The organism is Kluyvera sichuanensis, assembly GCF_040930405.1.
GTDB classification, from domain to species: Bacteria; Pseudomonadota; Gammaproteobacteria; order Enterobacterales; family Enterobacteriaceae; genus Kluyvera; species Kluyvera sichuanensis.
On the sequence record NZ_CP162271.1, the window covers coordinates 707,764 to 733,051 of the forward strand.

The 25,288-nt window shown below is 55.8% G+C and carries 36 protein-coding genes; 30 read left to right on the top strand and 6 right to left on the bottom strand.

All coding sequences use genetic code 11. The annotated features are described in order from the left end of the window. Positions 1-164: 164 nt before the first annotated feature. Positions 165-1,202: a phage portal protein gene (locus tag AB2B48_RS03440; RefSeq protein WP_112202364.1), complete on the bottom strand. Its 1,038-nt coding sequence runs from the start codon at positions 1,200-1,202 to the stop codon at positions 165-167. After that, positions 1,202-2,971, bottom strand: a complete 1,770-nt coding sequence (locus tag AB2B48_RS03445; protein ID WP_368301904.1) for a terminase ATPase subunit family protein — start codon at positions 2,969-2,971, stop codon at positions 1,202-1,204. Before AB2B48_RS03445 ends, AB2B48_RS03440 begins: the two co-directional genes overlap by 1 nt. Before the next feature lie 165 nt (positions 2,972-3,136). Here AB2B48_RS03445 and AB2B48_RS03450 point away from each other — a divergent pair, with 165 nt between their 5' ends. The 18 genes from AB2B48_RS03450 (at position 3,137) to AB2B48_RS03535 (ending at position 13,870) form a co-directional block, all read left to right on the top strand. Next, complete coding sequence (locus AB2B48_RS03450; RefSeq protein ID WP_368300802.1) at positions 3,137-4,000, top strand: GPO family capsid scaffolding protein; 864 nt, start codon at positions 3,137-3,139, stop codon at positions 3,998-4,000. Between the two features lie 31 nt (positions 4,001-4,031). Next, positions 4,032-5,192 carry a phage major capsid protein, P2 family gene (locus tag AB2B48_RS03455; protein ID WP_368300803.1) on the top strand — a complete coding sequence of 387 codons (1,161 nt, stop codon included), beginning with the start codon at positions 4,032-4,034 and terminating at the stop codon, positions 5,190-5,192. Positions 5,193-5,195: 3 nt separating this feature from the next. Continuing rightward, positions 5,196-5,957: a terminase endonuclease subunit gene (locus AB2B48_RS03460; RefSeq protein WP_368300804.1), complete on the top strand. Its 762-nt coding sequence runs from the start codon at positions 5,196-5,198 to the stop codon at positions 5,955-5,957. Positions 5,958-6,054: 97 nt separating this feature from the next. Further along, positions 6,055-6,555: a head completion/stabilization protein gene (locus AB2B48_RS03465; protein WP_368300805.1), complete on the top strand. Its 501-nt coding sequence runs from the start codon at positions 6,055-6,057 to the stop codon at positions 6,553-6,555. After that, entirely contained in the window at positions 6,555-6,758 is a 204-nt protein-coding gene (locus tag AB2B48_RS03470; RefSeq protein ID WP_001100637.1) for a tail protein X, read from the top strand. The genes AB2B48_RS03465 and AB2B48_RS03470 overlap by 1 nt, the downstream gene beginning before the upstream one ends. Further along, positions 6,749-6,970, top strand: a complete 222-nt coding sequence (locus tag AB2B48_RS03475) for a primosomal protein (RefSeq protein WP_368300806.1) — start codon at positions 6,749-6,751, stop codon at positions 6,968-6,970. The genes AB2B48_RS03470 and AB2B48_RS03475 overlap by 10 nt, the downstream gene beginning before the upstream one ends. Then, the gene (locus AB2B48_RS03480) at positions 6,954-7,463 is read left to right on the top strand and encodes a lysozyme (RefSeq protein WP_368300807.1); all 510 of its coding nucleotides are present in this window, start codon (positions 6,954-6,956) and stop codon (positions 7,461-7,463) included. The genes AB2B48_RS03475 and AB2B48_RS03480 overlap by 17 nt, the downstream gene beginning before the upstream one ends. After that, positions 7,460-7,873 carry an Rz-like lysis system protein LysB gene (gene lysB, locus AB2B48_RS03485; RefSeq protein ID WP_368300808.1) on the top strand — a complete coding sequence of 138 codons (414 nt, stop codon included), beginning with the start codon at positions 7,460-7,462 and terminating at the stop codon, positions 7,871-7,873. Before AB2B48_RS03480 ends, lysB begins: the two co-directional genes overlap by 4 nt. Further along, the gene (gene lysC / locus AB2B48_RS03490; RefSeq protein WP_079935231.1) at positions 7,773-8,018 is read left to right on the top strand and encodes an Rz1-like lysis system protein LysC; all 246 of its coding nucleotides are present in this window, start codon (positions 7,773-7,775) and stop codon (positions 8,016-8,018) included. The genes lysB and lysC overlap by 101 nt, the downstream gene beginning before the upstream one ends. Then, positions 7,981-8,397: a phage tail protein gene (locus AB2B48_RS03495; protein ID WP_155021848.1), complete on the top strand. Its 417-nt coding sequence runs from the start codon at positions 7,981-7,983 to the stop codon at positions 8,395-8,397. Before lysC ends, AB2B48_RS03495 begins: the two co-directional genes overlap by 38 nt. Beyond that, positions 8,394-8,849: a phage virion morphogenesis protein gene (locus AB2B48_RS03500; RefSeq protein ID WP_368300809.1), complete on the top strand. Its 456-nt coding sequence runs from the start codon at positions 8,394-8,396 to the stop codon at positions 8,847-8,849. Before AB2B48_RS03495 ends, AB2B48_RS03500 begins: the two co-directional genes overlap by 4 nt. Before the next feature lie 13 nt (positions 8,850-8,862). Further along, positions 8,863-9,606, top strand: a complete 744-nt coding sequence (locus tag AB2B48_RS03505) for a hypothetical protein (RefSeq protein WP_368300810.1) — start codon at positions 8,863-8,865, stop codon at positions 9,604-9,606. A 74-nt stretch (positions 9,607-9,680) separates the two neighbouring features. Then, a complete protein-coding gene (locus AB2B48_RS03510) occupies positions 9,681-10,322 on the top strand; it encodes a phage baseplate assembly protein V (RefSeq protein WP_368300811.1) in 642 nt (213 codons plus the stop codon). Then, positions 10,319-10,666 (top strand): GPW/gp25 family protein, encoded by a 348-nt coding sequence (locus tag AB2B48_RS03515; protein WP_368300812.1) that lies wholly within the window; start codon positions 10,319-10,321, stop codon positions 10,664-10,666. Before AB2B48_RS03510 ends, AB2B48_RS03515 begins: the two co-directional genes overlap by 4 nt. A gap of 4 nt (positions 10,667-10,670) precedes the next feature. Continuing rightward, on the top strand, positions 10,671-11,579 hold the full coding sequence (locus tag AB2B48_RS03520) for a baseplate assembly protein (RefSeq protein ID WP_368300813.1): 909 nt from the start codon (positions 10,671-10,673) through the stop codon (positions 11,577-11,579). Beyond that, on the top strand, positions 11,572-12,183 hold the full coding sequence (locus tag AB2B48_RS03525) for a phage tail protein I (protein ID WP_368300814.1): 612 nt from the start codon (positions 11,572-11,574) through the stop codon (positions 12,181-12,183). The genes AB2B48_RS03520 and AB2B48_RS03525 overlap by 8 nt, the downstream gene beginning before the upstream one ends. Next, positions 12,180-13,280, top strand: coding sequence for a phage tail protein (locus AB2B48_RS03530; protein WP_368300815.1), 1,101 nt, complete (start codon positions 12,180-12,182; stop codon positions 13,278-13,280). Before AB2B48_RS03525 ends, AB2B48_RS03530 begins: the two co-directional genes overlap by 4 nt. Continuing rightward, positions 13,280-13,870, top strand: a complete 591-nt coding sequence (locus AB2B48_RS03535; RefSeq protein WP_368300816.1) for a tail fiber assembly protein — start codon at positions 13,280-13,282, stop codon at positions 13,868-13,870. Before AB2B48_RS03530 ends, AB2B48_RS03535 begins: the two co-directional genes overlap by 1 nt. Here the strand turns inward: AB2B48_RS03535 and AB2B48_RS03540 are convergent. Both AB2B48_RS03540 and AB2B48_RS03545 read right to left on the bottom strand, forming a co-directional pair. After that, complete coding sequence (locus AB2B48_RS03540) at positions 13,851-14,081, bottom strand: hypothetical protein (protein ID WP_368300817.1); 231 nt, start codon at positions 14,079-14,081, stop codon at positions 13,851-13,853. The two genes, AB2B48_RS03535 and AB2B48_RS03540, sit on opposite strands and share 20 nt — an antisense overlap. Beyond that, complete coding sequence (locus AB2B48_RS03545; protein WP_368300818.1) at positions 14,081-14,575, bottom strand: hypothetical protein; 495 nt, start codon at positions 14,573-14,575, stop codon at positions 14,081-14,083. The genes AB2B48_RS03540 and AB2B48_RS03545 overlap by 1 nt, the downstream gene beginning before the upstream one ends. 26 nt (positions 14,576-14,601) lie before the next feature. Between AB2B48_RS03545 and AB2B48_RS03550 the strand changes: the two genes are divergently transcribed. From AB2B48_RS03550 to AB2B48_RS03600, 11 genes are all read left to right on the top strand, one after another. Then, complete coding sequence (locus AB2B48_RS03550) at positions 14,602-15,180, top strand: recombinase family protein (protein ID WP_368300819.1); 579 nt, start codon at positions 14,602-14,604, stop codon at positions 15,178-15,180. 64 nt (positions 15,181-15,244) lie between these two features. Continuing rightward, positions 15,245-16,432, top strand: coding sequence for a phage tail sheath protein (locus AB2B48_RS03555; protein WP_368300820.1), 1,188 nt, complete (start codon positions 15,245-15,247; stop codon positions 16,430-16,432). A 12-nt stretch (positions 16,433-16,444) separates the two neighbouring features. Then, the gene (locus AB2B48_RS03560; protein ID WP_368300821.1) at positions 16,445-16,963 is read left to right on the top strand and encodes a phage major tail tube protein; all 519 of its coding nucleotides are present in this window, start codon (positions 16,445-16,447) and stop codon (positions 16,961-16,963) included. Positions 16,964-17,025: 62 nt separating this feature from the next. Continuing rightward, positions 17,026-17,307 (top strand): phage tail assembly protein, encoded by a 282-nt coding sequence (locus tag AB2B48_RS03565; protein ID WP_368300822.1) that lies wholly within the window; start codon positions 17,026-17,028, stop codon positions 17,305-17,307. A 32-nt stretch (positions 17,308-17,339) separates the two neighbouring features. Next, the gene (locus tag AB2B48_RS03570; protein ID WP_000763326.1) at positions 17,340-17,459 is read left to right on the top strand and encodes a GpE family phage tail protein; all 120 of its coding nucleotides are present in this window, start codon (positions 17,340-17,342) and stop codon (positions 17,457-17,459) included. After that, positions 17,452-19,881, top strand: coding sequence for a phage tail tape measure protein (locus AB2B48_RS03575; RefSeq protein WP_368300823.1), 2,430 nt, complete (start codon positions 17,452-17,454; stop codon positions 19,879-19,881). The genes AB2B48_RS03570 and AB2B48_RS03575 overlap by 8 nt, the downstream gene beginning before the upstream one ends. An 11-nt stretch (positions 19,882-19,892) precedes the next feature. After that, a complete protein-coding gene (locus AB2B48_RS03580) occupies positions 19,893-20,357 on the top strand; it encodes a phage tail protein (RefSeq protein ID WP_368300824.1) in 465 nt (154 codons plus the stop codon). Between the two features lie 2 nt (positions 20,358-20,359). Beyond that, complete coding sequence (locus tag AB2B48_RS03585; protein WP_368301905.1) at positions 20,360-21,544, top strand: phage late control D family protein; 1,185 nt, start codon at positions 20,360-20,362, stop codon at positions 21,542-21,544. A 71-nt stretch (positions 21,545-21,615) separates the two neighbouring features. Further along, positions 21,616-21,837 carry a DNA-binding transcriptional regulator gene (locus tag AB2B48_RS03590; protein ID WP_368300825.1) on the top strand — a complete coding sequence of 74 codons (222 nt, stop codon included), beginning with the start codon at positions 21,616-21,618 and terminating at the stop codon, positions 21,835-21,837. A 264-nt stretch (positions 21,838-22,101) separates the two neighbouring features. Continuing rightward, complete coding sequence (locus tag AB2B48_RS03595; RefSeq protein WP_368300826.1) at positions 22,102-22,353, top strand: DUF333 domain-containing protein; 252 nt, start codon at positions 22,102-22,104, stop codon at positions 22,351-22,353. Positions 22,354-22,413: 60 nt separating this feature from the next. Further along, complete coding sequence (locus tag AB2B48_RS03600) at positions 22,414-22,719, top strand: hypothetical protein (RefSeq protein WP_185665953.1); 306 nt, start codon at positions 22,414-22,416, stop codon at positions 22,717-22,719. Between the two features lie 30 nt (positions 22,720-22,749). Here the strand turns inward: AB2B48_RS03600 and AB2B48_RS03605 are convergent, their stop codons facing one another. Then, the gene (locus tag AB2B48_RS03605) at positions 22,750-23,094 is read right to left on the bottom strand and encodes a DUF488 domain-containing protein (RefSeq protein WP_185665954.1); all 345 of its coding nucleotides are present in this window, start codon (positions 23,092-23,094) and stop codon (positions 22,750-22,752) included. A gap of 152 nt (positions 23,095-23,246) precedes the next feature. On the opposite strand from AB2B48_RS03605, the gene AB2B48_RS03610 reads away from it, so the two are divergent. Next, on the top strand, positions 23,247-23,939 hold the full coding sequence (locus AB2B48_RS03610; protein ID WP_333011919.1) for a CTP synthase: 693 nt from the start codon (positions 23,247-23,249) through the stop codon (positions 23,937-23,939). A gap of 75 nt (positions 23,940-24,014) precedes the next feature. On the opposite strand, the gene AB2B48_RS03615 is transcribed toward AB2B48_RS03610, so the two are convergent. Beyond that, on the bottom strand, positions 24,015-25,199 hold the full coding sequence (locus AB2B48_RS03615) for a CynX/NimT family MFS transporter (RefSeq protein WP_368300827.1): 1,185 nt from the start codon (positions 25,197-25,199) through the stop codon (positions 24,015-24,017). Positions 25,200-25,288 lie beyond the last annotated feature (89 nt).

The following is a 25,288-nucleotide window of genomic DNA, read 5'->3' on the forward strand; positions in this document are numbered from 1 at the left end:
GGTATTTATTTTTATTTATCAACGCCTGAGCGCGTCCCTGTGGCGTTGTCGTGGTCGCGGGTGGGTAACGAGGTGCGGTGAGGTGTCGACGGCGTGTCGTGGCGCTGAGGGCGTTGTGTGCGGTAGGAGTAAAGCCGCCACGATGGGCGGCTGTGGTGGGGTTATTAATCGTCGCCGAGTGAGTATTTTTCGAAGCGGATAATCTCTTCACCCGCCCATTCGTTAAGCTCCATGAATCGCGCCTGTAGCGGGGTCAGCTCGTTGCGCACAAAGACCTTTGCCACCTTCTCAACGTCGCCCACTGAGCCGACATTCTCAGGCTTGCCGCCCATCAACTGGAACGGGATGCGATGCGCGTCGAGCAGGTCAGCGGCGCTGACTTTCTTGATATTAAAAAAATCATCCTTCGTCGCGACTTCACTCAGGGGAACAATTTTAATTCCGTCCGGTTTGCCGTGCGGCGCGTAGAAAAACAGATTCTTAAAATTGCCAAGCCCTTTCGAATCGCGCATTGCCTTTCGCAGCGCCTCGACGTCGGTGCTGTTCTGTGCGGCGTCGGTCACATACATGATGTAACCTGCATGCGCGCCGTTCTGGTAATACTTGCGACGAAACAGGGTCGCCGACTCATTCAGCCAGGCTGAATTGAGTGCGCTCAGGTATTCCGGCATCCCGTAAAGCTCCTGATTAATATCAGGCTCGAGCAGGTGGAAGACGGAACCGGGCGCGAACTGGTGCGGCTGCGTATAGCTCTGAATGTACCAGTACACATCATCCTCGATGCCACGGCGGGTGTATTTCGCCGGTGACGTTTCCAGCTTTAACGGCTTGCCGGTCAGGCCGCGACGCTCTTCGATAAACGCATTCCCAAACACCAGATAATCGAGCGCGAACCGGGTGAAGTCCTGACGCGATAACAGCGGGTGTGGGATGTAGGTCGACACCAGAATGTTACGCTTCACGTAAATCGGCGAGCTGTGGTGAACGGCGGCGCGCATGCTCTTTGCCAGCCCGGAGAAACTCACCGGCGGCTCGTACCACTGGCCGTTATCGATACACTCCACATAATCGAGAATGTCGCGGCGATCGAGCACCGGCGTCGGCTCACCAAAGGTGAATGCCTCCATGCTCTGTGCCGGTGCGGCGGTGAGGTTTTCGGTGCGCGGCGGCTGCTGGCGCTTGTTGTTGCGTTTCTTGCTCATTAGTTCCACTCCATAATGCTGGAAGACTGTTCACCGGTCGCGGCGGTCAGCGGCTCATTGATTAATACGTGCATGGTTGCCCATGCTAGGTCGGCGTGACTGGCTTCCTCGGTGCGGCTGGCCTCATAGGTCGAGCTGCGGCCGCTGCTGGTCATGGTTTTACGGATAGACATAAACGACTGCGTGAGGTCGGTTGCGCTGACGTCGTACTCGAGGCACCCGCGGCGAATGGTGTCTTTGGCTTTGAGCACCATTGCGGTTTTCATTTCCGGCGTGTAGCGGATTTCACGTGCGGCCGGGTAGAACGAGCGCACCAACTGGAAGACGCCCTGACCGAGCCCGGTCGCATCGATGCCGATGTATTCGACGGTATATTTCTGCGTGAGCTCGCGGATTGATTCGGCCTGTTGGGCAAAATCCATCCCTTTCCACTGGTGGCGCTCGAGGATGCGGAACCGGCCACCGGCGACAACCGGCGGCGCAATGACAACGCACCCGGCGCTGTCGCCCCGTAATGACGGGTCGTAACCAATCCACACTGGGCGGTTGCCGAATGGCCGGTCGGCGAAGGGCTGGTAGTCCTCCCATTTTTCGAGGCTGTCGACCATGCAGCGCTGGAGCTCTTCGAACGGGAAGACCGACGCTTTATCGTCGACGAACTCGCACATAAACAGGTTGCGGAACTCTTCGACACTGTTCTCGCGCTTCAGCGTATCGATGTTAAACAGAGTGCACCCTTTGGCGAGCGCGTCCTCGATGGTGACAATCTGCCGCCATTGGCCGTCCGGGCAAGCGACGCCCTTCGCGAGTGCGGCGTGACTGATATCGATATCGACACGCTCGCTCTTGTCATTACGCCCCTTGTTGAACTGTTCACCCGACCAGAACGGATAGGCACCGTGCGCCAGCGATGAGGGGGTCGAAAAATAGGTTGTGCGCAAGTGCTCCTGTGACGACATGCCACCGGCGACGCGCTTCAGCTTCTGGAAGTTGGGGATCCAGAAAATTTCATCGACATACAGGTCGCCGTTGTGACTCTGTGCCGTGTTGGCATTGGTGCCGAGAAACATCAGCTCCGCGCCGTTGTTGCCGAGCACAATCGGGTCGCCGGTGAGCTCGACGCCAGCCTGTCGGGCAAAGGCGATGATGTATTTTCGGAATACGTAAGCCTGCGTTTTACTGGCCGATAAAAATATCTGGTTATGGCCGGTCTTCAGCGCCTGTAATAGCGCCTCGCGCGCAAAGTAGAACGTCGCGCCAATCTGTCGCGATTTGAGAATGTGCCTGATGCGGTGCGCCAGCCCCGCGCGCCACCACTCGAGCTGATACTCGAAAGACTGGTCGCGGAAAATCTCCTCGAGTTTCTCGATGGCCTCTTCGCTGAAAAAGTTCTTTTTCGGCTTCTTCTTTTCCCCTTTGTTGCGGTTTGCCACGTTCGGGTTTAAATCCGCTTCATTGCCGGTCTGGCCGTAGCGGTTAACCCTTGCGAGTCGCTCCATCTGGCGCGCCAGAAAATCCGCGACTTTGAAGTCATGCGGCGTCAGGTCAGGCTTTGCGTAAAGCTGAATCAGCCGCGCCTCGAGCGTGAACTCGACCCGGTTTAGCGGGGCAGTCTCTTCCCATTTATCGCGCTGTTTCCAGCTCTGCACCGTGGGGCGCTTAACCTGCAACTGCTCCGCGATTTGCGGCACGGAATAACCCTGCCAGAACAAAAGCGCGGCCTGTCGTCGCGGGTCGTTGAGTAGTGATGTGTCGGTTGTAGTGGTCATAAAACCTCGCCGTGATGAGTACACGGCAAGGCTAAAGATTCAGGGGTGATGAATCGCTAACACCCTGTTGTGTCAGGGGTTGCACTTCCGCAACCGGTGGCTGGTGAGGGGCTGAGTCGGGAAACTACAACCGACCCGATAACCCAACTCAGGACACCTGACAAAATGGCTAAAAAAATTTCGAAATGGTTTCGCATCGGCGTCGCCGGTGATACCTGCGATGGCCGCGATATCAGCGAGCAGGATATTCAGGACATGGCCGACGGCTTTGACCCGCGCGTCTATGGCTGTCGCATCAACCTCGAGCATATTCGCGGTATTTACCCCGACAGCCCGTTTTGCCGTTACGGCGATGTGGTGGAGCTGAAAGCGGAAGTGATCGACGACGATTCGGCACTCAACGGCAAGCTGGCGCTGTTCGGCAAAATCGCCCCACTCGACAATCTGCTGGCGCTGCTGGCGCAAGGCCAGAAGGTTTACACCTCGATGGAGATTCGCCCGAACTTTGCCAACACCGGCAAGTGCGGCCTCATCGGGCTGGCGGTCACCGACGACCCGGCGAGCCTCGGTACCGAATACCTGCAATTCTGCTCCCGTGCACAGCAAAACCCACTGGCCGGGAAGAAAGACCAGCCTGATGACCTGTTCTCTGTGGCGACCTTCGCCGCGCTGGAATTTGAAGACCAGCCCGACACCATCGTCACCAAACTGAGTGACGCCGTGAGAAGCATGTTTAGCCGTAAACAAGCGAATGACGATGCGCGATTCGGTGATGTACACGAAGCCGTGACCGCCATCGCCGAGCGGGTGCAGACCGACGGCGAAAACGCCGGGGTGCGTTTCAGCCAGCTTGAAAGCGATCTTGCTGACGTCAAAAAGGCACTGACCGAACAGGCCACCGCCACCTCGCAGCAATTCAGCACCATCAAAACCACGCTGGAGCACACCGAAGACAAATCGCAGTCACGCCGCAAGTTAAGCACCGGCGGTGACGGTGATGCGTCCGGCACCACGCTGACCGACTGCTAACCCCTGATAAACCCGAAGGAATACAAAATCCATGCGTAAAGAGACCCGTTTTAAATTCAATCAGTACCTGAGCCGTATCGCCGAACTGAACGGCATCGAGACCAGCGACCTCGACAAAAAATTCACCGTCGAGCCGTCGGTCACTCAGACCCTGTTTGACAAAATTCAACAGTCGTCCAGCTTCCTGAAGCTCATCAACATGGTGACCGTTTCCGAGCTGACCGAAGAAAAAGTCGGCATCGATGTGACCGGCACCATTGCCAGCACCACCGACACCGACGGCGGCGTCGAGCGTAAAACCGCTGACTTTGGCAAGCTCGATGCATACCGTTATTTCTGCCACCCGGTCAACTTCGACTATCACCTGAAGTACGGCAAGCTCGACCTGTGGGCGCGTTTTCAGGATTTCCAGATCCGCATTCGCAACGCCATCATCAAGCGTCAGGCGCTGGACTACATCACCATTGGCTTTAACGGCGTAAGCCGCGCGGCGACCTCTGACCGTGCTCAGAATCCACTGCTTCAGGATGTGGCTGTCGGCTGGTTGCAGAAATACCGCAACGATGCGCCTGAGCGTGTGATGTCCAGCGTCACCGACGATGACGGCACCGTGATTTCGAACACCATCAAAGTGGGTAAAGGTGGTCACTACGCCAACCTCGACGCGCTGGTCATGGATGCTTTTGAATCGCTGGTCGCGGAGATCCACCGCGAAAACCCGGAAATGGTGGTTATCTGCGGTCGCCGCATCCTGACCGACAAATACTTCCCGATGATTAACAAATTCCAGGCGAACAGCGAACAGCTCGCCGGTGAGCTGATTATCAGCCAGAAAACCATCGGCCAGCTTCAGGCGGTGCGCGCGCCGATGTTCCCGGCCAACAGCGTTTTCATCACCACGCTGGATAACATTTCGATTTATCTGTACGAGGACGGCCACCGTCGCCACATCGTCGAGAACCCGAAACTCGACCAGGTGGAAAACTACGAACAGGTCAAAGTCGATTTTGTTATCGAAGACTACGAGGCCGGTTGCCTGATTGAGAATATCGAGATTCTCGAGCAGGACGAAACCGCCACCCCTGAAGCGGCCAGCGCTGAAGTCTTCGCGGCGGCAATGGTCAAGGCGATGCAGTCTCTGACCGCTGACGCCCCGGCTGGAACCAGCACCACTGACGGCGCGGAGGCGTAACCGATGGCAACCCCCGCACAGCGTCACTCGATGCGGGTCTCGGCTATCAAGGCATCGCAGCGGGAACACGCCCCGCTGCGTCATGCCTCGGCTTACGAGCAAATGCTCGTCAAGTTGGCCGCAGACCGTCGGACGCTATCAGATATTCGCTCGAAAGAGCGCAAAGCGGATAAAAAACGCGAATTACTCCCGCTGTACATGCCGTGGGTCGCTGGCGTACTGGAAAGCGGCACCGGCGCACAGGATGACATTCTGATGACGGTGATGCTCTGGCGTCTGGATGCGGGGGATATCACCGGCGCGATTGAGATTGCGCGCTATGCGCTGCGTTTCGGTCTGTCGATGCCGGAAAACCATTCCCGCCCCGCGCCTTACATGCTGGCCGAAGAGGTTGCGCTCGCGGCACTCCGTGCCCGTATGGCCGGTGAGCCTGTCGACGCCGCGCAACTGCTCGAGGTCATTAGTCTGACCGACGCTGCCGACATGCCTGATGAAGTGCGCGCCCGGCTGCATAAGGTCGCCGGTCTGACGTTACGTGATGCCGGTCAGCTTCCTGAAGCGCTAGGGCATCTGAAACGCGCCTTACAGCTCGATAGCACCGCCGGGGTCAGAAAAGACATTGAGACCCTCGGTCGCGAGCTGAACCCGAAGCCGGTCGCCGTCAAAAAAGTGGCAAAGAAAACCGCCACGAAAAAAGCACCCGCTAAAAAACAAGATTCACCGGTGAGACGAGGGCGAGGACGCCCGAGGAAAGTCACCGGTTAACCGAACGCGCCCCGCGCCGGGCGGCTCGCTGGTCAATGTCGGTGATTTACCGCAACTGCGACCGGCGACCACCGCCCACCTAATTTTTGAGGTAGTCATGACCCCGATTGTGATGAATAACCCGGCGCAACAGCGCGACCCGATGGTCATCCCGCCGGTGCCGGTTGAGGAGCCGGTAATTAAAAATACCGCCTTTTTCCCGGACGTTGACCCGAAGCGCATGCGCGAAGAAATGCGCCTCGAGCAGACCGTGACGCCGGTGCGTCTGCGTCGTGCGATTAAAACCGCGATGGCCGAGACCAACGCCGAATTAACCGACTGGCGTGACCTTCAGCTCGCCGCCGGTTTCACACGCCTCGAGGATGTACCGACGGATGAGCTCGACGGCGAAAGCGTCCGGGTCTTCCACTACTTCAACGCCGTTTGCTCAATGACGACTGCGACGCTGTACGAGCGTTATCGCGGCGTCGATGCCAGCGCCAAAGGCGATAAAAAAGCTGACAGCATTGAGGACACCATCGATGAAATGTGGCGTGACATGCGCTGGTCGGTTGCCCGTATCCAGGACAAAGCGCGCTGCATTGTGGGGCAAATCTGATGAACGTCATCGCGCATCAGGGCGACACGCTCGACACGTTATGTCAGCGCCATTACGGGCGTACTGAAGGTGTGGTCGAGGCTGTGCTTTTGGCTAATCCGGGTCTCGCCGAGCTGGGCGTCGTCCTGCCACACGGCACGGCGGTCAGTCTGCCTGAAGTCGACGCCGCGCCGGTATCGGAGACCGTGAACCTATGGGACTGACAGTGGAAAAAATCACGACCTTTCTGACGTACTGGTTTTCCGTAGCGCTGGCGTATTTCGGTACGCAGACGCCGGAACGACTCGCGCTTTATGTCGGGGGAGGCTGCGCCATTTTTACCGCGCTGGTGAACTTCTGGTACCAGCACAAGAAATACCGCTATCTCGTCTCGATGGGGATTGATAAGGGGGTTATTCGTGGGCTCATTCGTTAAACGTTGCAGTGTGGCCGTCGTGCTGGCGCTGGCGGCACTGGTGCCTGATTTTCGTTTGCTTCACACCTCGCCGGAGGGGCTCGCGCTGATTGCCGACCTCGAGGGTTGCCGGTTGCGCCCTTACCAGTGCAGTGCGGGTGTGTGGACGTCAGGCATCGGCCACACTGCCGGGGTGGTACCAAAACGGGATATCACCGAAAAAGAAGCCGCCGCGAATCTGGTCGCCGACGTGCTGAACGTCGAGCAACGACTCGCGGTCTGTGTGCCGGTGGAAATGCCCCAGGCGGTCTATGACACGCTGGTCAGCTTCGCCTTTAACGTCGGCACCGGTGCGGCCTGTCGCTCAACGCTGGTTTATCACCTGAAGCACCGGCAATGGTGGCAAGCCTGTGACCAGCTCACCCGCTGGGTGTTTGTGAATGGTGTCCGTAATACCGGGCTCGAAAATCGCCGCTTGCGCGAGCGCACATACTGCCTGAAGGGGGCGCAATGAAAACGCTGATTGTGTTGTTAGTGCTGGCCGTGGCCGGGCTCCTGTGGTTGCGTCACGAAAACAGCAACCTGAGCCGCTCATTCGAACGGGCGAACAAAGTCGCCGGTGAACAGAAAACGGTTATCAGCATGCTGAAAAGCCAGCTTAAAACCGCCTCACGTATCAGCGGCCAGAATGAGGTTGCTCAGGTCATGCTGCGCGGTGAGCTTGTTGATGCTGCCGCACGAGCGCAACGTCGGGAACAAACCATCACGAGGTTACTCAATGAAAACGAACAGCTACGCCGCTGGTATAGCGCTGATTTGCCTGATGCTATGCGCCGGTTGCACCAGCGCGCCGCCTGTGCCGACGCCGGTGATTGTTTACAACGCTTGCCCGAGGGTCAGTCTTTGCCCGATGCCGGGAAGTGACCCGACCACGAATGGCGACCTGAGCGCGGATATACGCCAGCTCGAAAGCGCCCTCGAGCGCTGCGCGCTTCAGGTCAGAACGGTAAAAAACTGCCAGGATAAAATCGATGTACAAGCCGAAGAGTCTGCGAAAAGCCTTAACTGACGCCGTGCCTGATTTGGCGCGTAACCCGGAAATGATGCGCATCTTTATCGATAACGGGAAACTCGCCTCTACGCTGGCGGCGTCGCTGTCGTTTGAAAATCAGTACACGCTCAATGTTGTGGTGACTGACTTCACCGGCGATATCGAGCTGCTGCTCGTGCCGATTCAGGCATGGTTGCGTATTCATCAGGCCGACATCATGACGACCGATGAGGGGCGTAAAAAGGGCTTTACCTACTTTGCCGATATTAACAGCAATGACAGCGCCGATATCAGTATCAGCCTGATGCTGACCGAGCGCACGATCGTCCGTGAGGATGGCGATAAGCTGCACGTTGAATCGGTGCCGGAACCTCAACCGCCTGAGCCGCTGGTATGAATGACTTTAAACCGTTCGACGATAAGCTCGCGGGTCTGATTGCGGCACTCTCCCCGACTGCCCGACGCAGGATGGCCGCAGATATCGCAAAGACTTTACGCATCCGGCAACAGCGCCGGATTAAAACGCAGAAAGCACCCGACGGCACCCCATACATCGCACGAAAACGCCAGCCGGTGAAAGCGAAGAAAGGCCGGGTTAAGCGGGAAATGTTTGCGAAGCTCCGCACCAGTCGCTTTATGAAAGCCACGGCGGGGAATGATGCGGCGGTCGTGGAATTTACCGGCAAGGTGCAAAGGATGGTAAATGTGCATCAGTACGGCCTGAAGGATAAGCCTGGACGAAACAGCAAGCCGGTACAGTACGACGCCCGACCGCTCATCGGGTTTGATCAAGAGTCTGTTCAACTAATTGAGAATGCTATATTAATGAGGTTATCGAAGACTGACTGAGATCGTTGATGTTATGAATCTAAAATTTAGCATGCTGAGACAACGGATAAAAAAGTCTCAAAAAATGGTTATGGATAGGATTATATCAGATCACAACGCTGAGATTTGTGTTCTCTGTGGGAGTGAAAATGAAATCACCAGAGAGCACATCATTCCACAATGGGCGTTTGAAGCTGACCAAACAAAATTTCTTATTAATACTAAAAATAACCAGTCTGCCAGTTATATAAAATCAACCATTCCGGCTTGTAGGGGGTGCAACTCAGATTTGCTTGGCTCTTTTGAAGACTATTTAAAGCGATTATTCCGTGATAAAGATGGTGCAGAACTAGACTCATATGAAGTTGACTGCATCATATGGTGGCTGCAATACATTGGTTTCAAACTGCAACTGATGGATCTGCGTTCTCGATTCCTAAGGTATAAGGGCGGTAATTATATACCTTTTATTGCGGATATCCCTGTTGCGATGTTTTGGGGTGATATCGATACGACTCCACACAAGGTTTTTCGTACGATAAGGCGAACCCGAAGAGCTCTTGTTAAAATGAATAAGTGCAGTAAGCGAAACTCATTGCTGATATTTAACACAACAAATCCTAGCTTTCATTTTTTTCATAAAGTGGATGAATTTATCTTTATTGAAATGCCGCAAGTGAAGAAGGCTTTCTTTTTTTTCTACAACAAAGAGTTTGAACGCCATAAAGCTGCACATGCTGAGTGCATGGAAGTAATCAAAAAAGTCTACAATAGTTAATCCTGATGTTGTGTCATTGACAGTAAAACCCGCATCAATTGCCGCTCAGAGCACCGGGCGGCATCCTTCCTTGTATGAATACTCTCGCAACTCTTCAGGATGTATTGCGCCTCCTGCGCAACATGATTCGCACCGGCGTCGTCGTCGACATCGACCTCGATGACGGGCGCTGTCGTGTCCAGACCGGCGGCATCGTTACCGACTGGCTTCAGTGGCTGACGACTCGCGCCGGTCGCTCTCGCTCGTGGTGGGCTCCGTCCGTGGGCGAGCAGGTTGTCGTGTTTGCCATTGGTGGCGAGCTCGATACTGCCTTTGTGCTTCCCGGCATTTTTTCGGATGACCACCCCGCGCCGTCGGCGTCGGCTGATGCATTTCACATCACCTTCCCTGACGGGGCGGTTATCGAATACGAACCGGAGACCGGCGCGCTGACCGTCAGCGGTATCAAAACCGCAGACGTCACAGCGTCGGATTCCATCGCCGTGACGGTACCGATGGTTACCGTGAAAGCCGAGACCCGCATCACCCTCGATACGCCGGAAGTGGTCTGCACCAACAAACTGACAACCGCGACGCTCGAGGTCACCGAAGGCGGGACAATGAGTGGCGATATCGAGCACACCGGCGGCACGTTCAAATCAAACGGTGTGGCGGTAGACAAGCACGGTCACGGCGGTATTCAGCGCGGTGGTGACTGGACGGAGGGCACAAAATGACGACCCGTTATATCGGCATGAATCGCGCAACCGGGCGCGCTATCACTGACGCTGAGCACATCAGTCAGAGCTGTGGCGATATATTGCGAACGCCGCTCGGCTCTCGCGTGATGCGTCGCGATTATGGCTCGCTGCTGTTCTCCCTGATTGATATGCCGCAGACCGACGCGCTGAAGCTGCAAATTATGTGCGCCTGTTATATGGCGCTGCTGAAGTGGGAGCCGCGCATTAGCATCAGCTCGCTGACCGTTGAGCGCCAGTTTAACGGCCAGATGATTGTTGAACTGACCGGCGAGACCAAAGACACCGGCAAAACCTTATCCCTGACTATCCCTGTGAGTTGAATTTATGGCAACCATCGACCTGAGCCAGCTCCCCGCGCCTGACGTCGTGGAAACGCTGGATTTTGAGACCATTCTCGCGGAACGCAAAGCGACGCTGGTCTCGCTTTACCCCGAAGAGCAACAGGAAGCTGTTGCGCGTACTCTCACCCTTGAGTCTGAGCCACTGGTGAAATATCTCGAGGAAAACGCCTACCGTGAGGTTATCTGGCGTCAGCGTGTGAACGATGCAGCTCAGGCCTGTACGCTGGCCTATGCGAATAATAACGACCTCGACGTGATGGCTGGTAACAACAACACCGCGCGTCAGGTTGTGACCCCTGCCGACGACAGCACCATCCCGCCGACACCGGCGGTCATGGAATCTGACGCTGATTTACGGCTACGTGCGCAACAGGCATATGAGGGGCTCAGCGTGGCCGGTCCGGTCGGCGCGTATGAATACCACGGCCGCAGCGCCGACGGGCGTGTCGCTGATATCTCGGTTGTCAGTCCGTCACCGGCTTGTGTGACCATCACCGTGCTGTCACGCGAGGATGACGGCACGGCACCCGATGACCTGCTTGCGGCTGTTGAGAAAGCGCTGAATGCTGAAGACGTGCGCCCCGTCGGCGACCGGGTGACGGTGCAAAGTGCTGAGATTGTGCCGTACCAGATTGACGCGATTCTTTATTTTTATCCTGGTCCCGAATCCGAGCCCATCCGTCTGGCCGCTGAGGAAAAACTTAAAGCGTATATCAGCGCACAACAGCGCATCGGGCGTGACATTCGCCGGTCAGCTATCTATGCCGCCCTTCACGTTGAAGGTGTGCAGCGCGTCGAGCTGACCGCACCACTGGCTGACATTGTGCTCACACAATACCAGGCATCTTATTGCACCGAATACAGCATCGATGACGGGGGTGCCGATGAGTGATAATCGGCTGTTGCCCGTTGGCTCGTCGGTGCTGGAGGTTGCCGCCGCTCGTGCGGCCGCCGATATCGAGCGTGTGCCGGTACCGCTTCGCACGTTATGGAACTGGCGTACCTGCCCGGTGCGGCTGCTTCCCTATCTGGCGTGGGCGTTTTCCGTCGACCGCTGGGATGAAAAATGGCCGGAGGCGACAAAACGCAGCGTCATCGCCTCGGCGTTTTATATCCATCAGCACAAAGGCACCATCGCGGCATTACGGCGCGTGGTGGAGCCGCTCGGCTATCTGATTCAGGTTAAGGAGTGGTGGGAGCTTAACGAGGTGCCGGGAACGTTTCGGCTGGTCGTTGGCGTCCTCGAGACCGGCATCACTGACGAAATGTTTCAGGAGCTCGAGCGCCTGATTGCCGGTGCCAAACCCGCGAGCCGACACCTGACCGGGCTCGCCATCAGCCTGAGTACCACCGGGTCAGTTTACGTGGGCGCGACCTGCTACGACGGCGACATTTTATCGGTTTACCCCTTCACCACTGAAGAAATTGTGGTTGGTGGTGATTTTTATCCGGCTTCGGCCATTCATCTGATTGATAACCTGCGAGTAAGCGCATGACGACGAAATATTTTGCCACCCTGACAAATCAGGGCGCGGCGCGACTGGCAAACGCGACCGCACTCGGTCTTAAACTGAATATCACGCAAATGGGCGTCGGTGACGCGAACGGCACACTGCCGACGCCATCGCCGACACAGACCACGCTGATTAACCAGCGCCGCATCGCGGCGATTAACTCGCTGTCCGTGGATGACAACGACGCCGGTCAGATTATTGTCGAGCAGGTCATCCCCGAAAATGAGGGCGGTTTCTGGATCCGTGAGATTGGCCTTTATGACGATACCGGCGTACTGATTGCGGTCGCCAACTGCCCGGAAACCTACAAGCCATTACTCACTGAGGGGAGCGGTCGAACGCAGACCATTAGAATGATTCTGGTCGTCTCGAGCTCGGCATCTATTACGCTGAAAGTCGACCCATCGGTCGTGCTGGCGACCCGGAAATATGTCGATGACGGCGTTATCGAGGTAAAGAGCTATGTCGATAAGCAGGTCAAAGCACATGAAGCGAAAGCGAATCCGCATTCTCAATATCTGCTGATTAAAAATGCGCTGAAAGAAATCGCAGACGCTGGTCTCGCTGATGAGGTTCTCGAAAACCTTGGTTTGGGAAACATGAAATATGGGGCACCGTTAATCGGGCAGCTTGTTGAATGGCCGCTAGAACAAATGCCGCAAGAAATCTGGGCTGACTGCGGGATGGAGTTTATCCCATATATAGGCCAGTCATTCGATGCAGTGAAATATCCACTGCTTGCGCAGTTGCATCCAACCCACGTATTACCGGCAGATATGCGCGATCAATTTGTGCGTGGGTGGTACAAGGAGGCGGGCGTTGATGCCGGGCGCGCATTGCTCTCAAAACAAAGTGATGCGATGCGCAATTTTGCGGGCACATTTGGTAGTTTCAAATCCACGGGTGGAACCACCAATGTATCAGGACCATTTAGTGTACAAAGCACAACTGGTGGTAGTGATGATAATAATGGCAAAGGTCCATCAGTGATTAATTTTGACCCGTCAACGGTAGTACCGACTGCGGCAGAGAACCGCCCAACTAACGTTGCCTGGAACTTAATCGTGAGGGCAAAATAATGACCGAATTATTTGATAAGAACGGCAATGCAACAGAAACACACATTGTTAAAGTCAGCGGGTACGATAGCGCTACGGGAGAGCTCACTGCGACATATGATGTGCGTATTCTTGCGGGAACCGGGATACCAAGCTGCTCGACGATGGCAATAGCCCCAACCGCTAATGATGGATATGTGGTTTGTTGGGATGGCTCGACCTGGAATCAGGTTGAGGATTTGAGGGGAAAAATTGCATACACGAAAAGCGACCTCACGAAGGAAACTGTTCGCACGCTTGGCCCCCTTGATGATGCCTATACTCTCCTGGAACCAGCAACACCATACGATATATGGGATGGCGAAAAGTGGGTGACGGATACTGACACGCAGCATTCAGCAGATGTGGCTGCGGCAGTGCAAAAGAAAAACTCACTGCGAGCTGTTGCAGATGCTGAAATTTCCTGGTTGCAGGATGCGGTGGATGCCGAGATTGCTACTGACGAAGAGACTGCTCTGCTGGCGGCGTGGAAAACCTATCGGGTGCAACTGATGCGCGTAGATACCAGCAAGGCACCCGACATTGAATGGCCTACACCTCCTGTGGAGTAGGCTTATAAGTCCCGCCGTACCCCGATGGTTCACCCAATACCTCGGGGTCGATAACATAATCGTCAGTAATGGTCGATGCATCGACAATCCAGAATGGCAGACCAGCAGCCACATCCTTTTGCCCGATTTGCAGAATAGTCAGGCCGATATTGTTAGCTACTGCCATCACTGCCACCCCGCCTTCATACTCAAAAACGATAACCTGAGACATTATTTACCTCCAAAAAAAATGGCGTTAACTTCACTGCACTCATACACGCCACCACTTCCACGCGTCGTGATATTAATACCACCAGTATCCTTTTTAACCGGATCACCTGTTGTTGATGAGCCATTGATAGCCACTATCGGTGCGGCGGTTCCGCTTGTTGCTCCATCGCCGATGGTTAGCCCTACCGCGTAGTCCGGATTTTCCATTGGTGTTCCGAAAATAATCTGGTACTTGCCAGTGCTTAACCGCGTAACTGAACTCACGTTAAACGAGCTTCTGATTGTTGCTGGGTTATTGCCGTTGAAGTTAACCCAGGCTGTACACAACCCCGGGTTAGATAGCTGAACAGCGTTAACGATTCGAGAATCATCCCCCGCCGCTACCGTTCCCGCCGTTGTGCCTACGTTTTTTGAAGCTGCATTACCGAACGAATCCGGCAATTCTCCCAGACCAACGTTTAAGAAAATGCAGTTTTCCTGTCTGGCTGGCATCATTCCGGCTTTTGCATGGGGGAAAGCAGATGCAGGTTGGCTATGTGCGCGTATCAACAAATGAGCAAAACACCGCGCTACAGCGTGACGCGCTGGAACGGTCGGGATGTGAGCTAATTTTCGAGGATAGAATCAGCGGAAAATCGACCAACCGACCGGGGCTCAATCGCGCCCTGAAGCGACTTCAGGCCGGTGATACGCTGGTTGTCTGGAAACTCGACCGGCTCGGTCGTAGCATGCGGCATCTTGTCTCGATGACTGAAGAGCTTCGCCAGCGCGGCGTAAATTTCAGGAGCCTGACCGACAGCATTGATACCTCAACACCTATGGGGCGCTTTTTCTTTCACATCATGGGCGCGCTTGCGGAAATGGAGCGCGAACTCATTGTCGAGCGTACCCGCGCCGGGCTAGACGCAGCTCGCGCACAGGGCAGAATCGGAGGACGTCGGCCAAAGCTGACGCCAGACGAATGGGCTCAGGCCGGGCGACTGATTGCGGCCGGTGAAACCCGTCAGCGTGTCGCGATAATTTTTGATGTGGGAATATCGACGCTGTATAAAAAATTCCCGGCGACCAATCCCGTTGTGTCAGCCACCGCCGAACCCTGACAAATAGCCGCATACAGGCGTAAACCAGACAATATCACTCACCCCAACTAACGGAGTTAAACGGATGAGTGATTATCATCACGGCGTCGAAGTCGTCGAAATTAACGACGGTACACGCACAATCTCGACCGTATCAACGGCGGTTGTCGGCATGGTCTGCACGGCCAGTGATGCTGACGCCGATATGTTCCCGCTCAATGAGCCGGTACTGATTACCAGCCCACAAAGCGCCATTGCGAAAGCCGGTACCAAAGGTACCCTGGCAAAATCCTTACAGGCCATTGCCGACCAGTCAAAACCGGTTGTCGTGGTCGTGCGCGTCGCGGAGGGCACCGGCGACGACGAAGATGCACAGGCTCAAACCATTTCGAACATCATCGGCACCACGGATGCGAACGGTAAATACACCGGGCTGAAAGCGCTGTTAACGGCGAAAGCGGTCACCGGCGTGAAGCCCCGCATTCTTGGTGTGCCGGGTCTTGATACTCAGGAGGTCGCGACCGCGCTTGCGTCCGTGGCTCAGAAACTCCGCGCCTTTGCCTACGTCAGCGCGTGGGGCTGCAAAACCATTTCTGACGTTATCGCCTACCGTGAAAACTTCAGCGCCCGTGAGCTCATGATTATCTGGCCTGACTTCCTCGGGTGGGACACCACCGCCAACGCGACAACAACCAGCTACGCGACCGCCATCGCGCTGGGGCTGCGCGCCAAAATCGACAATGACACCGGGTGGCATAAAACCCTGTCAAACGTCGGCGTCAATGGCGTCACCGGTATCAGCGCATCGGTCTTCTGGGATTTACAGGAATCCAGCACCGATGCCGACTTGCTGAATGAGGCCGGTATCACGACGCTGATTCGTGCCGATGGTTTTCGCTTCTGGGGTAACCGTAATTGCTCCGATGACCCGCTGTTTCAGTTTGAAAACTACACCCGCACCGCGCAAATCATCGCCGATACGATGGCCGAGGGGCATATGTGGGCGGTCGATAAGCCAATCACCGCCACGCTGATTCGCGACATTATCGACGGTATTAACGCGAAATTCCGCGAGCTGAAAAGCGGCGGCTACATCATCGATGCGACGTGCTGGTTTGACGAAGAGGCCAATAGCAAGGAAACCCTCAAGGCCGGAAAACTGTTTATTGATTACGACTATACGCCGGTACCGCCACTCGAAAACCTGACTCTGCGCCAGCGTATCACCGACAAATATCTGGCGAATCTTATCTCGTCAGTGAACAGCAAATAAGGAGCCTGACCAATGGCATTACCGCGCAAGCTCAAACTCATGAACCTGTTTATCGACGGGGTGAGTTACCTCGGCGTCGTGCAGTCCGTCACGCTGCCAAAACTGACCCGCAAGCTCGAGAATTATCGCGGCGGCGGGATGAATGGCTCGGCACCGGTCGACCTCGGCCTCGATGACGATGCGCTGTCGGCTGAAATCTCGCTCGGTGGTTTCCCTGATGACGCTATCTGGTCGCTATACGCTGCCACCAGCACAGCCGCTGTCCCGCTGCGCTTCGCCGGGTCTTATCAGCGTGATGATACCGGCGAGACCGTGCCGGTTGAGGTTGTTCTCCGTGGCCGTCAGAAAGAAATCGACCTCGGCGAAGCCAAACAGGGCGAAGACACCGAGTCGAAAATCTCGCTCGCGTGTACTTACTTCAAGCTGACGATGAATGGCTCGGAACTGGTTGAAATCGACACGGTGAACCTCATCGAAAAAGTGAGCGGCACCGACATGCTCGAGGCGCACCGACAAAACATCGGCCTGTAATTTCTGCCCCGGTCAGCACGGCTGGCCGGGCATCCTGAAACCTGAATTTAACGAGAAATATCATGGAAAAAATTAACGAAAATATCGTCACTCTGATTAAACCAATTACGCGCGGCGAGCAGGTGATTACCACTGTCACGCTGTTAAAACCGACCGCCGGAACCCTGCGCGGCGTCAGCCTGGCATCTGTCGCAAACTCCGACGTCGATGCGCTGATTAAAGTGCTGCCACGCATGACCATGCCGTCACTGACCGAACAGGAAGCCGCCGCGCTGGAGCTGCCAGACCTGCTGTCGTTTGCCGGTAAGGTGGTGGGTTTTTTGTCACCGAGTTCGGCGGCTTAACCTTCCCCAAAAAACTCTCGGTCGATGACCTGATGGCTGACATAGCGGTAATTTTCCACTGGTCGCCATCAGACCTTTATCCCATGAGCCTGACCGAGCTCGTCAACTGGCGCGAAAAAGCGCTACAGCGAAGCGGAAACACGAATGAGTAATAACCTCAAACTCGAAGTGCTCCTGAAAGCTGTCGACCAGGCGACCCGACCCTTTAAAGCGATCCAGACGGCGAGCAAATCGCTGTCTGGTGATATCCGCACGACTCAACAATCCCTGCGTGATTTAAACGGCCAGGCATCGAAAATCGACGGTTTTCGCAAAACCAGCGCGCAACTGGCCGTAACCGGTCAGTCACTGAAACAGGCAAAGCAGGAAGCCGCCGCGCTGGCCGTCCAGTTTAAAAATACTGAAAGCCAGACCCGTGCACAGGCTCGAGCGATGGAGCTCGCGAAAAAAAATGCGGCTGACCTTCAGCTCAAATATAACGGTCTCCGGTTGTCTGTGCAGCGTCAGCGTCAGGAGCTCAGTCAGGCCGGGATTAATACCCGCAAACTGTCGACCGATGAGCAGCGACTGAAAACCACCATCAGTGAAACGACGTCACAGCTCAATCGTCAGCGTGAGGCACTAGCGCGCGTCAGTACGCAACAGGCAAAACTGAGCGCCGTTAAATCCCGTTATGAATCCGGGCAGAAGCTCGCCTCTGGTGCGCGTAATGTTGGGGTGGCTGGTGTCGGGATGGCAACCACTGGTGTTGTTGCTGGCGGCGCTGTGCTCAAACCCGGTTTTGATTTTTCTCTGAAGAACTCAGAGCTTCAGGCGGTACTTGGCCTCGATAAAGAATCGGCTGACATGAAGGCGCTGAAAGGGCAAGCCAGAACACTGGGTGATAATACAGCCGCATCTGCGGACGACGCCGCAGCGGCACAAATTATCGTGGCAAAATCTGGCGCGGATAAAGACGGTATTCTCGCGCAGACGCCCGCCATCCTGAATATGTCGCTTGCGAACAAAGAAACGATGGAGGACAACGCAAAATTACTCATCGGGACTAAATCCGCATTCGGGCTCGCAGATGATAAGGCAACGCATATTGCCGATGTTATCTCGATGGCTATGAATAAAACACAGGCCACCTTTGCCGGGTTAAGTGACTCACTGACTTATGTCGGTCCGGTGGCGAAAAATGCGGGTGTGAGCCTGGAAGAAACCGCCGCGATGCTTGGCACGCTTCATGACAACAATATCACCGGCTCGATGGCCGGTACCGGTAGCCGCGCCGTGTTGAGTCGACTACAGGCACCATCCGGCAAGGCGTATGACGCGATTAAAGAGCTGGGCGTCAAGACGATGGATAGTAAGGGCAACACCCGGCCTATCTTCTCCATCCTGAAAGAAATGCAAGCCAGCTTTGAGAAAAACAATCTCGGTACCGGCCAGCGCTCAGAATACATGAAGGCGATTTTCGGCGAAGAAGCCAGCTCGTCGGCCAGCGTCCTGATGGCCGCAGCGGCCAGCGGAAAGCTGGATAATCTGACCCGCCTGATTAAAGACTCGGACGGAAAAACCGCCGAACTTGTCGAGGTTATGCAGAACAACCTCGGCGGCGATTTTAAAGAATTCCAGTCAGCTTACGAGGCGGTCGGGACTGACCTTTACGACCAGCAAGAGGAGTCGCTTCGCAACCTCACGCAAACGGCCACAAAATATGTGTTAAGGCTTGATGGCTGGATACAAAAAAATAAAGGTCTGTCTCAGACCATTGGCCTTGTTGTTGGTGGAGGGCTTGCTCTGATTGGGGTGCTCGGTGGCATCGGTCTTATTGCGTGGCCGGTCATCGCCGGGATTAACGCCATCATCGCGGCCGCCAGCTTGCTGGGTACCGTTTTTACTGCAGTTGGTAGCGCTATTGTGACCGCGCTGGGTGCGATCACGTGGCCGGTTGTGGCCGTTGCGGTGGCGGTTGTCGCTGGTGCGCTGCTTATTCGCAAATACTGGGAGCCTATCAGCGCCTTTTTTGGTGGTGTTATCGAGGGGCTGATGAGTGCCTTTGCTCCGGTCGGGGAAATGTTCGCGCCACTGGCGCCCATCTTTGACGGCCTCGGTGAAAAACTTCATGGCGTCTGGCAGTGGTTTAAAGACCTGATCGCGCCGGTCAAAGCCACGCAGGACACGCTAAACAGTTGCCGCGACGTCGGTGTCATGTTCGGTCAGGCGCTGGCCGATGCGCTGATGATGCCGCTCACCGCCTTTAACAAGCTTCGAAGCGGGATTGATTGGGTGCTCGAAAAGCTCGGCATTATCAACAAAGAATCCAGTTCGCTTGACCAGACGGCGGCGAAAGCCAATGCGGCAACGCAGAACGGCTACAGCCCCGCCATCAGCTCATACAACAGCTATCAACCGGTCACGGCACCGGCGGGACGTTCTTACGTCGACCAGAGCCGGAGCGAATACCATTTCACGCTTCAGGGTGGTATTGCACCAAACGGCCAGCTCGACAACCAGTTACGTGATGCGGTCGAGCGTCTGGAACGTGAGAAGCGCGCGAAATCCCGCGCAAGCATGATGCATGACTAAGGAGACTGATTATGATGCTGGCACTCGGTATGTTTGTTTTTATGCGTCAGTCGCTGCCCTATCAGAGCATGCAGCGAAGCGCGGATTATAGCTGGGCGTCTAATTCCCGCGTCGGGAAACGTGACGCTTTCCAGTATCTCGGCGAGGGGGAGGACAAAATCACCCTGAGCGGTGACCTGTATCCCGAACTGACCGGCGGTCGGCTTTCATTGCTAGCGCTGTATACGATGGCTGAACAGGGGCGCGCGTGGCCGCTCATTTCCGGCACCGGGACGATTTACGGGATGTTTGTTGTCAGTAATGTCTCGGAGACCGGGACGGTATTTTTTGAGGATGGGTCGCCCCGCAAAATCAGCTTCACGCTGTCCCTGACTCGCGTCGATGAATCGCTCGCGGCGGTTTATGGCGATATCGGAAAACAGGCCGAGAGTCTGGTCGGCAAAGCTGGCGATCTGCTGTCGATGGTGGGGGCGTAATGATGCTGGATATTATCACCGGCGCGGGTGCCACCCTGACGCCTGATTTTATGCTGACACTGGAAAGCAAAGATATCACTGGCAATATCAGTGACCGACTGATTAACCTCTCGATGACGGACAACCGGGGGTTTGAGGCCGACCAGCTCGACATCGAGCTCGACGATACTGACGGCCTTGTCGCGTTGCCGATTCGCGGCGCGGTGCTGTCATTGTATCTCGGCTGGAAAGGTTTCTCGCTGGTCAGCAAGGGGCGATTTACCGTCGATGAGGTAGAGCATCGGGGCGCGCCGGATACGGTAACCATTCGCGCCCGTAGCGCTGATTTTCGCGGTACGCTGAATTCACGGCGTGAAGAGTCATGGCACGACACTACGCTCGGCGCGATAGTTCACGCGATAGCAGAGCGCAATAAACTCACGGCCAGTGTCGCGGATTCTCTCGCGGGGATCCAGATTCCGCACATCGACCAGTCTCAGGAATCCGACGCCGTTTTCCTGACCCGCCTAGCAGAACGTAACGGCGGCGCGGTATCGGTAAAAGCCGGTAAGCTGCTGATGCTCAGGGCGGGAAGTGGCACCACGGCCAGCGGAAAAGCTATCCCTCAGATAACTATCCAGCGCAGCGACGGCGACCGCCATCAGTTTGCCATTGCTGACCGTGGCGCTTACACCGGCGTAACCGCGAAATGGTTACACACCAAAGACCCGAAACCGGCAAAGCAAAAGCAAGCGGTCAAGCTGAAGCGTAAGCCCAAAGAACAGCACTTACGCGCGCTGCAGCACCCGAAAGCAAAACCGGTGAGCAGTAAAACCACGGCGAAAAAGCAGAAAGAGCAGGAAGCCCGCGAGGGTGAATACATGGCCGGTGAGGCTGACAACGTTTTCGCCCTGACGACCATTTACGCGACAAAGGCGCAAGCGATGCGCGCGGCTCAGGCGAAGTGGGATAAATTGCAGCGTGGCGTTGCGGAGTTCTCGATTATGCTGGCGACCGGTCGCGAAGATATTTATCCCGAAATGCCGGTCAGGGTCTCGGGCTTTAAGAGCGTCATAGATGACCAGTCATGGATAATCAGCAAGGTGACCCATAATCTCGGCGGGAATGGCTTCACGACGGCTGTGGAGCTCGAGGTAATGCTATCTGATGTAGAGTATGAAACAGATGGTGATATGTTGGAGGGGTGATTGTAACTGATTGTTTTTCAAGTAAAATATGGTTAAAATTAAGTTATTGAGTCCAGCCGATGAGGTGAGAAATGTTTCATTGTCCGTTATGCCATACAGCCGCCCACGCGCGCACTAGTCGTTACTTTACTGACACCACCAAAGAGCGTTACCACCAGTGCACAAATATTAATTGTAGCTGCACGTTTGTGACGACTGAAACGGTCGAGCGATACATCGTCAAGCCGGGAGAAGTGGTACCGGCGTTACCTCATCCGACACCAAATGGTCAGCAATCCATACCATGGATGTAGAAAAGGAAGCCCCGCAAATGCGGGGCTTTTTGTTCGATGTGGTCAATGTGTGGACATTGCTGGAAATAAATCCTTTTATTTCACTGTGTTATACTCTAAAAAAAAGCCCCATCGGGGGAGATGGGGCAAAAATAACTCATTGATTATGGAATGTTCTGTTCTCTGGTCAGTTGAGAACGAGACGTACTTTACGTCGCAAAAGTGTAGCTAATTTGAAGAAATTATGGAGTTTAAAGCTAAATTCCAGCGTGAAACCAAGGAGAAATGATGTCCAGACGCTACGTTTTACTACTGCCTCTACTGCTTGCTGGGTGTGCAAAATCGGCCGAGCCGGATGCACCACCACCGCCACAAATCGGTATGGCTAATCCTGCTGCGGTGTACTGCCAGCAGAAGGGAGGTGAAAGCATTCGTCAGGTCAATGCTAAGGGCGAGTTCAGCCTCTGCAAGCTGCCGAGTGGCGAAACGATTGAGGAGTGGGCGCTGTGGCGGCGCGATCATCCGCAGAAAAAATGACAGTACATTCCTTATCCAGTACACTGCGCCTCCAGGATAATTCTGATTAACGAGAGACGTATGTTTTCGCTGAAGCCGGGCACCATCGCCATTATTATCGGTGCCCGTACCGCCGCTGGCCGAGCCAATATCGGCAAGAGTGTTGAACTGTTTGCGCTGATTAAGCCAGGAGAACGCTGTCTGAACCCGGTTAACGGGCTGATGACAGAACTGGCCGCCGATTCGCCGCGTGCGCTATGGCTGGTGACCGGTGAAGTGAGCGCGGGGGAAGGGCAGCAGGGCTTCGCTTTTGTGCGTTCAGAATATTTGCTGCCGTTAACGCCGGATGCGCTGATGGCGCAGGAGCAGGCTGCTCTGGTGGGGTAACGCGATGCCCGTAGACATCGCGTTCAGGCGTTAGCGATTTTTCAGCCAGTCGGCCAGCACGCGCGCGTGGTTTTGCGCGGTGTTCGCGGCGGCATAAATCAGCGTTAGTCCCTGCTTTTGCGCGATGTCGGCCAGACGCTGGCCGACATCCTGATGGTGCGAAAGCTCTTCGCGGTAGTGCTGGCAGAAGGTGGCAAAGTCGATAACCTCGCCGTGATAAGCCTTACGCAGCTCGGCTGAAGGGGCAAGGTCTTTGCACCATTCATCGTAGATAAGGTTTTCCTTTTTGATACCACGTGGCCACAACCGGTCCACCAGGACACGGTAACCATCGTCAGGTGCTGCGTCGTCATATACGCGTTTACACTGGATCATATCCTTCCTCCCTTGTTCCACTCGACCATACCACAAAGATTGGCTGGGTTCGCCCTCTGGGTATTGCTAAAGCGTGACGACATCGCTAGTCTGAGGCTCCTTATGCCGTTCGACACGTCTGCACATAAGGACCTCTCATGGAAAACTCTGCACTGACCCCCGTTCTTCGCATTGCCCTCGTGGGCGACTACAACGCTGATGTGATTGCTCATCAGGCGATCCCGCTGGCGCTTGACGATGCCGCCGCAGTGCTGGAAGTGCCCGTTGAATATCGCTGGGTTGCCACGCGTGATGTGCACAGCGCCGATAGCCTCGCTGACTTTGATGGTATCTGGCTGGTGCCTGCCAGCCCGTACCAGAATACCGAAGGGGCATTAATCGCCGTACGCTACGCCCGCGAAAACAGCCTGCCGTTCCTTGGCACCTGCGGCGGGTTCCAGCACGCTATTCTGGAGTACGCGCGCAACGTGATGGGTTGGGAAGATGCGGCTCATGCGGAAACGGATACCGAAGGCCGGATGGTGATTGCGCCGCTGGCCTGCTCACTGGTGGAAAAGAGCGACACCATTGAACTGCGTGCCAATACGCTGATTGCGCGCGCTTATGGCCGCGACAGCATCGAAGAGGGCTATCACTGCAACTACGGTATCTCCGCCGACTTCGCCGAGGCGCTGAAATCGCTGCCGCTGCGGGTAACCGGCTGGGACGATAATGGGGATATTCGCGCGGTGGAACTGGTGACGCATCCGTTCTTCGTGGCGACGCTGTTCCAGCACGAGCGTAACGCTCTGGCAGGACGCCCGGCGCCGCTGGTGCAGGCATTCCTGCACGCCGCCGCCCAGTAAAAAAAGTAGCCCGGACGAGGCGGTACGCCGACTCCGGGATTTCCCCGGCGTCGCTGCGCTCGGCCGGGCTACGTGTTATTCGACGTTAATCTCTCTGTCTCGTCCGGCAAGCCCGCCGAACACCGCCATCACCAGCGCAATGATCGCCACCGCCATCAACGAAAGATGCCATGCGCCGGTTGCATCGTGAATTTTCCCCATCAGCGGAGGCCCACAGGCAGCCAGCAGATACCCCACCGCCTGCGCCATCCCCGAAAGTGCCGCGGCCTGGTGCGCCGAGCTGGCGCGCAGCCCGATAAAAGTCAGGCCCAGAATCATTGTGGCACCAGAGCCAAAGCCAAAGATAACCGTCCAGAGCACCGCCTGTAAGGGAAAGAGCCAGTAGCCCAGCGCGCTGACGGCGCACATCAACGCTACGGTAATAGCGATCCCTCGTTGATCCTTCATCCGATGCAGGATCAGCGGCACCACAAACCCCGGGGCTGCGGTGGCGAGTTGCAGGAGGCCGTGCAGAGAACCGGCATGCGCTTCGCTGTAGCCCTGGCTAATCAGAATCGCCGGCAGCCAGCCAATAATCACGTAGTAGACCAGCGAGTTCAGGCCGAGGAATAGCGTCACCTGCCAGGCCAGCGCCGAGCGCCAGATGCCGCGGTTATGCATGGCTCCGCTGCTGGAAAGCGCGGTGGTTTTTGCCGCCCGCCACTGTGGCAGCCAGAACAGCAGCGCCAGTACCGGGAAGACCATCAGCATCAGCAGCGCGCCGCGCCAGCCAAAGCCGCTGAGCGCAATCGGCACCACCAGTGCAGAACCGAGTGCCGCCGCCGCGCCCATTGTCACCGAATACGCGCCGGTAAACTTCGCCACCTGCGAGGCAAAATCACGTTTGATTAACCTGGGCAGCAGCACGTTGCCCAGCGCAATCCCGCAGCCAATGATGGCGGTACCGGTAAACATCAGCGTCACTGACGGCAGAGATCGCACGGCAATCCCGGCGCAAATCAGCAGCATGGCGATAAACAGGCTGCGCTCCATACCGATGCGACGGGCAACCCCGGCGGCCAGCGGAGAGACGAGACCAAACGCCAGCAGCGGCAGGGTGGTTAACAGCCCGGTTTGTGCGGTGGTCAGGCCATATTCATCGCGAATGGCGTCGAGCAAAGGCGCGGCGCCGGTAAAGGTGACGCGCAGCGTCGAGGCAATCAATAAAATACCAATAATCAGCAGCCAGCGGCGGCTGGTAGACGTCGTAACTTCAGACATAGTCATCTCGACAAAAGAGTGGGAGCACTACAATACCCGCTTTAGCGGTTGTTGAAATCAAGCTAAAATGACAGATTATCGCTAAAATC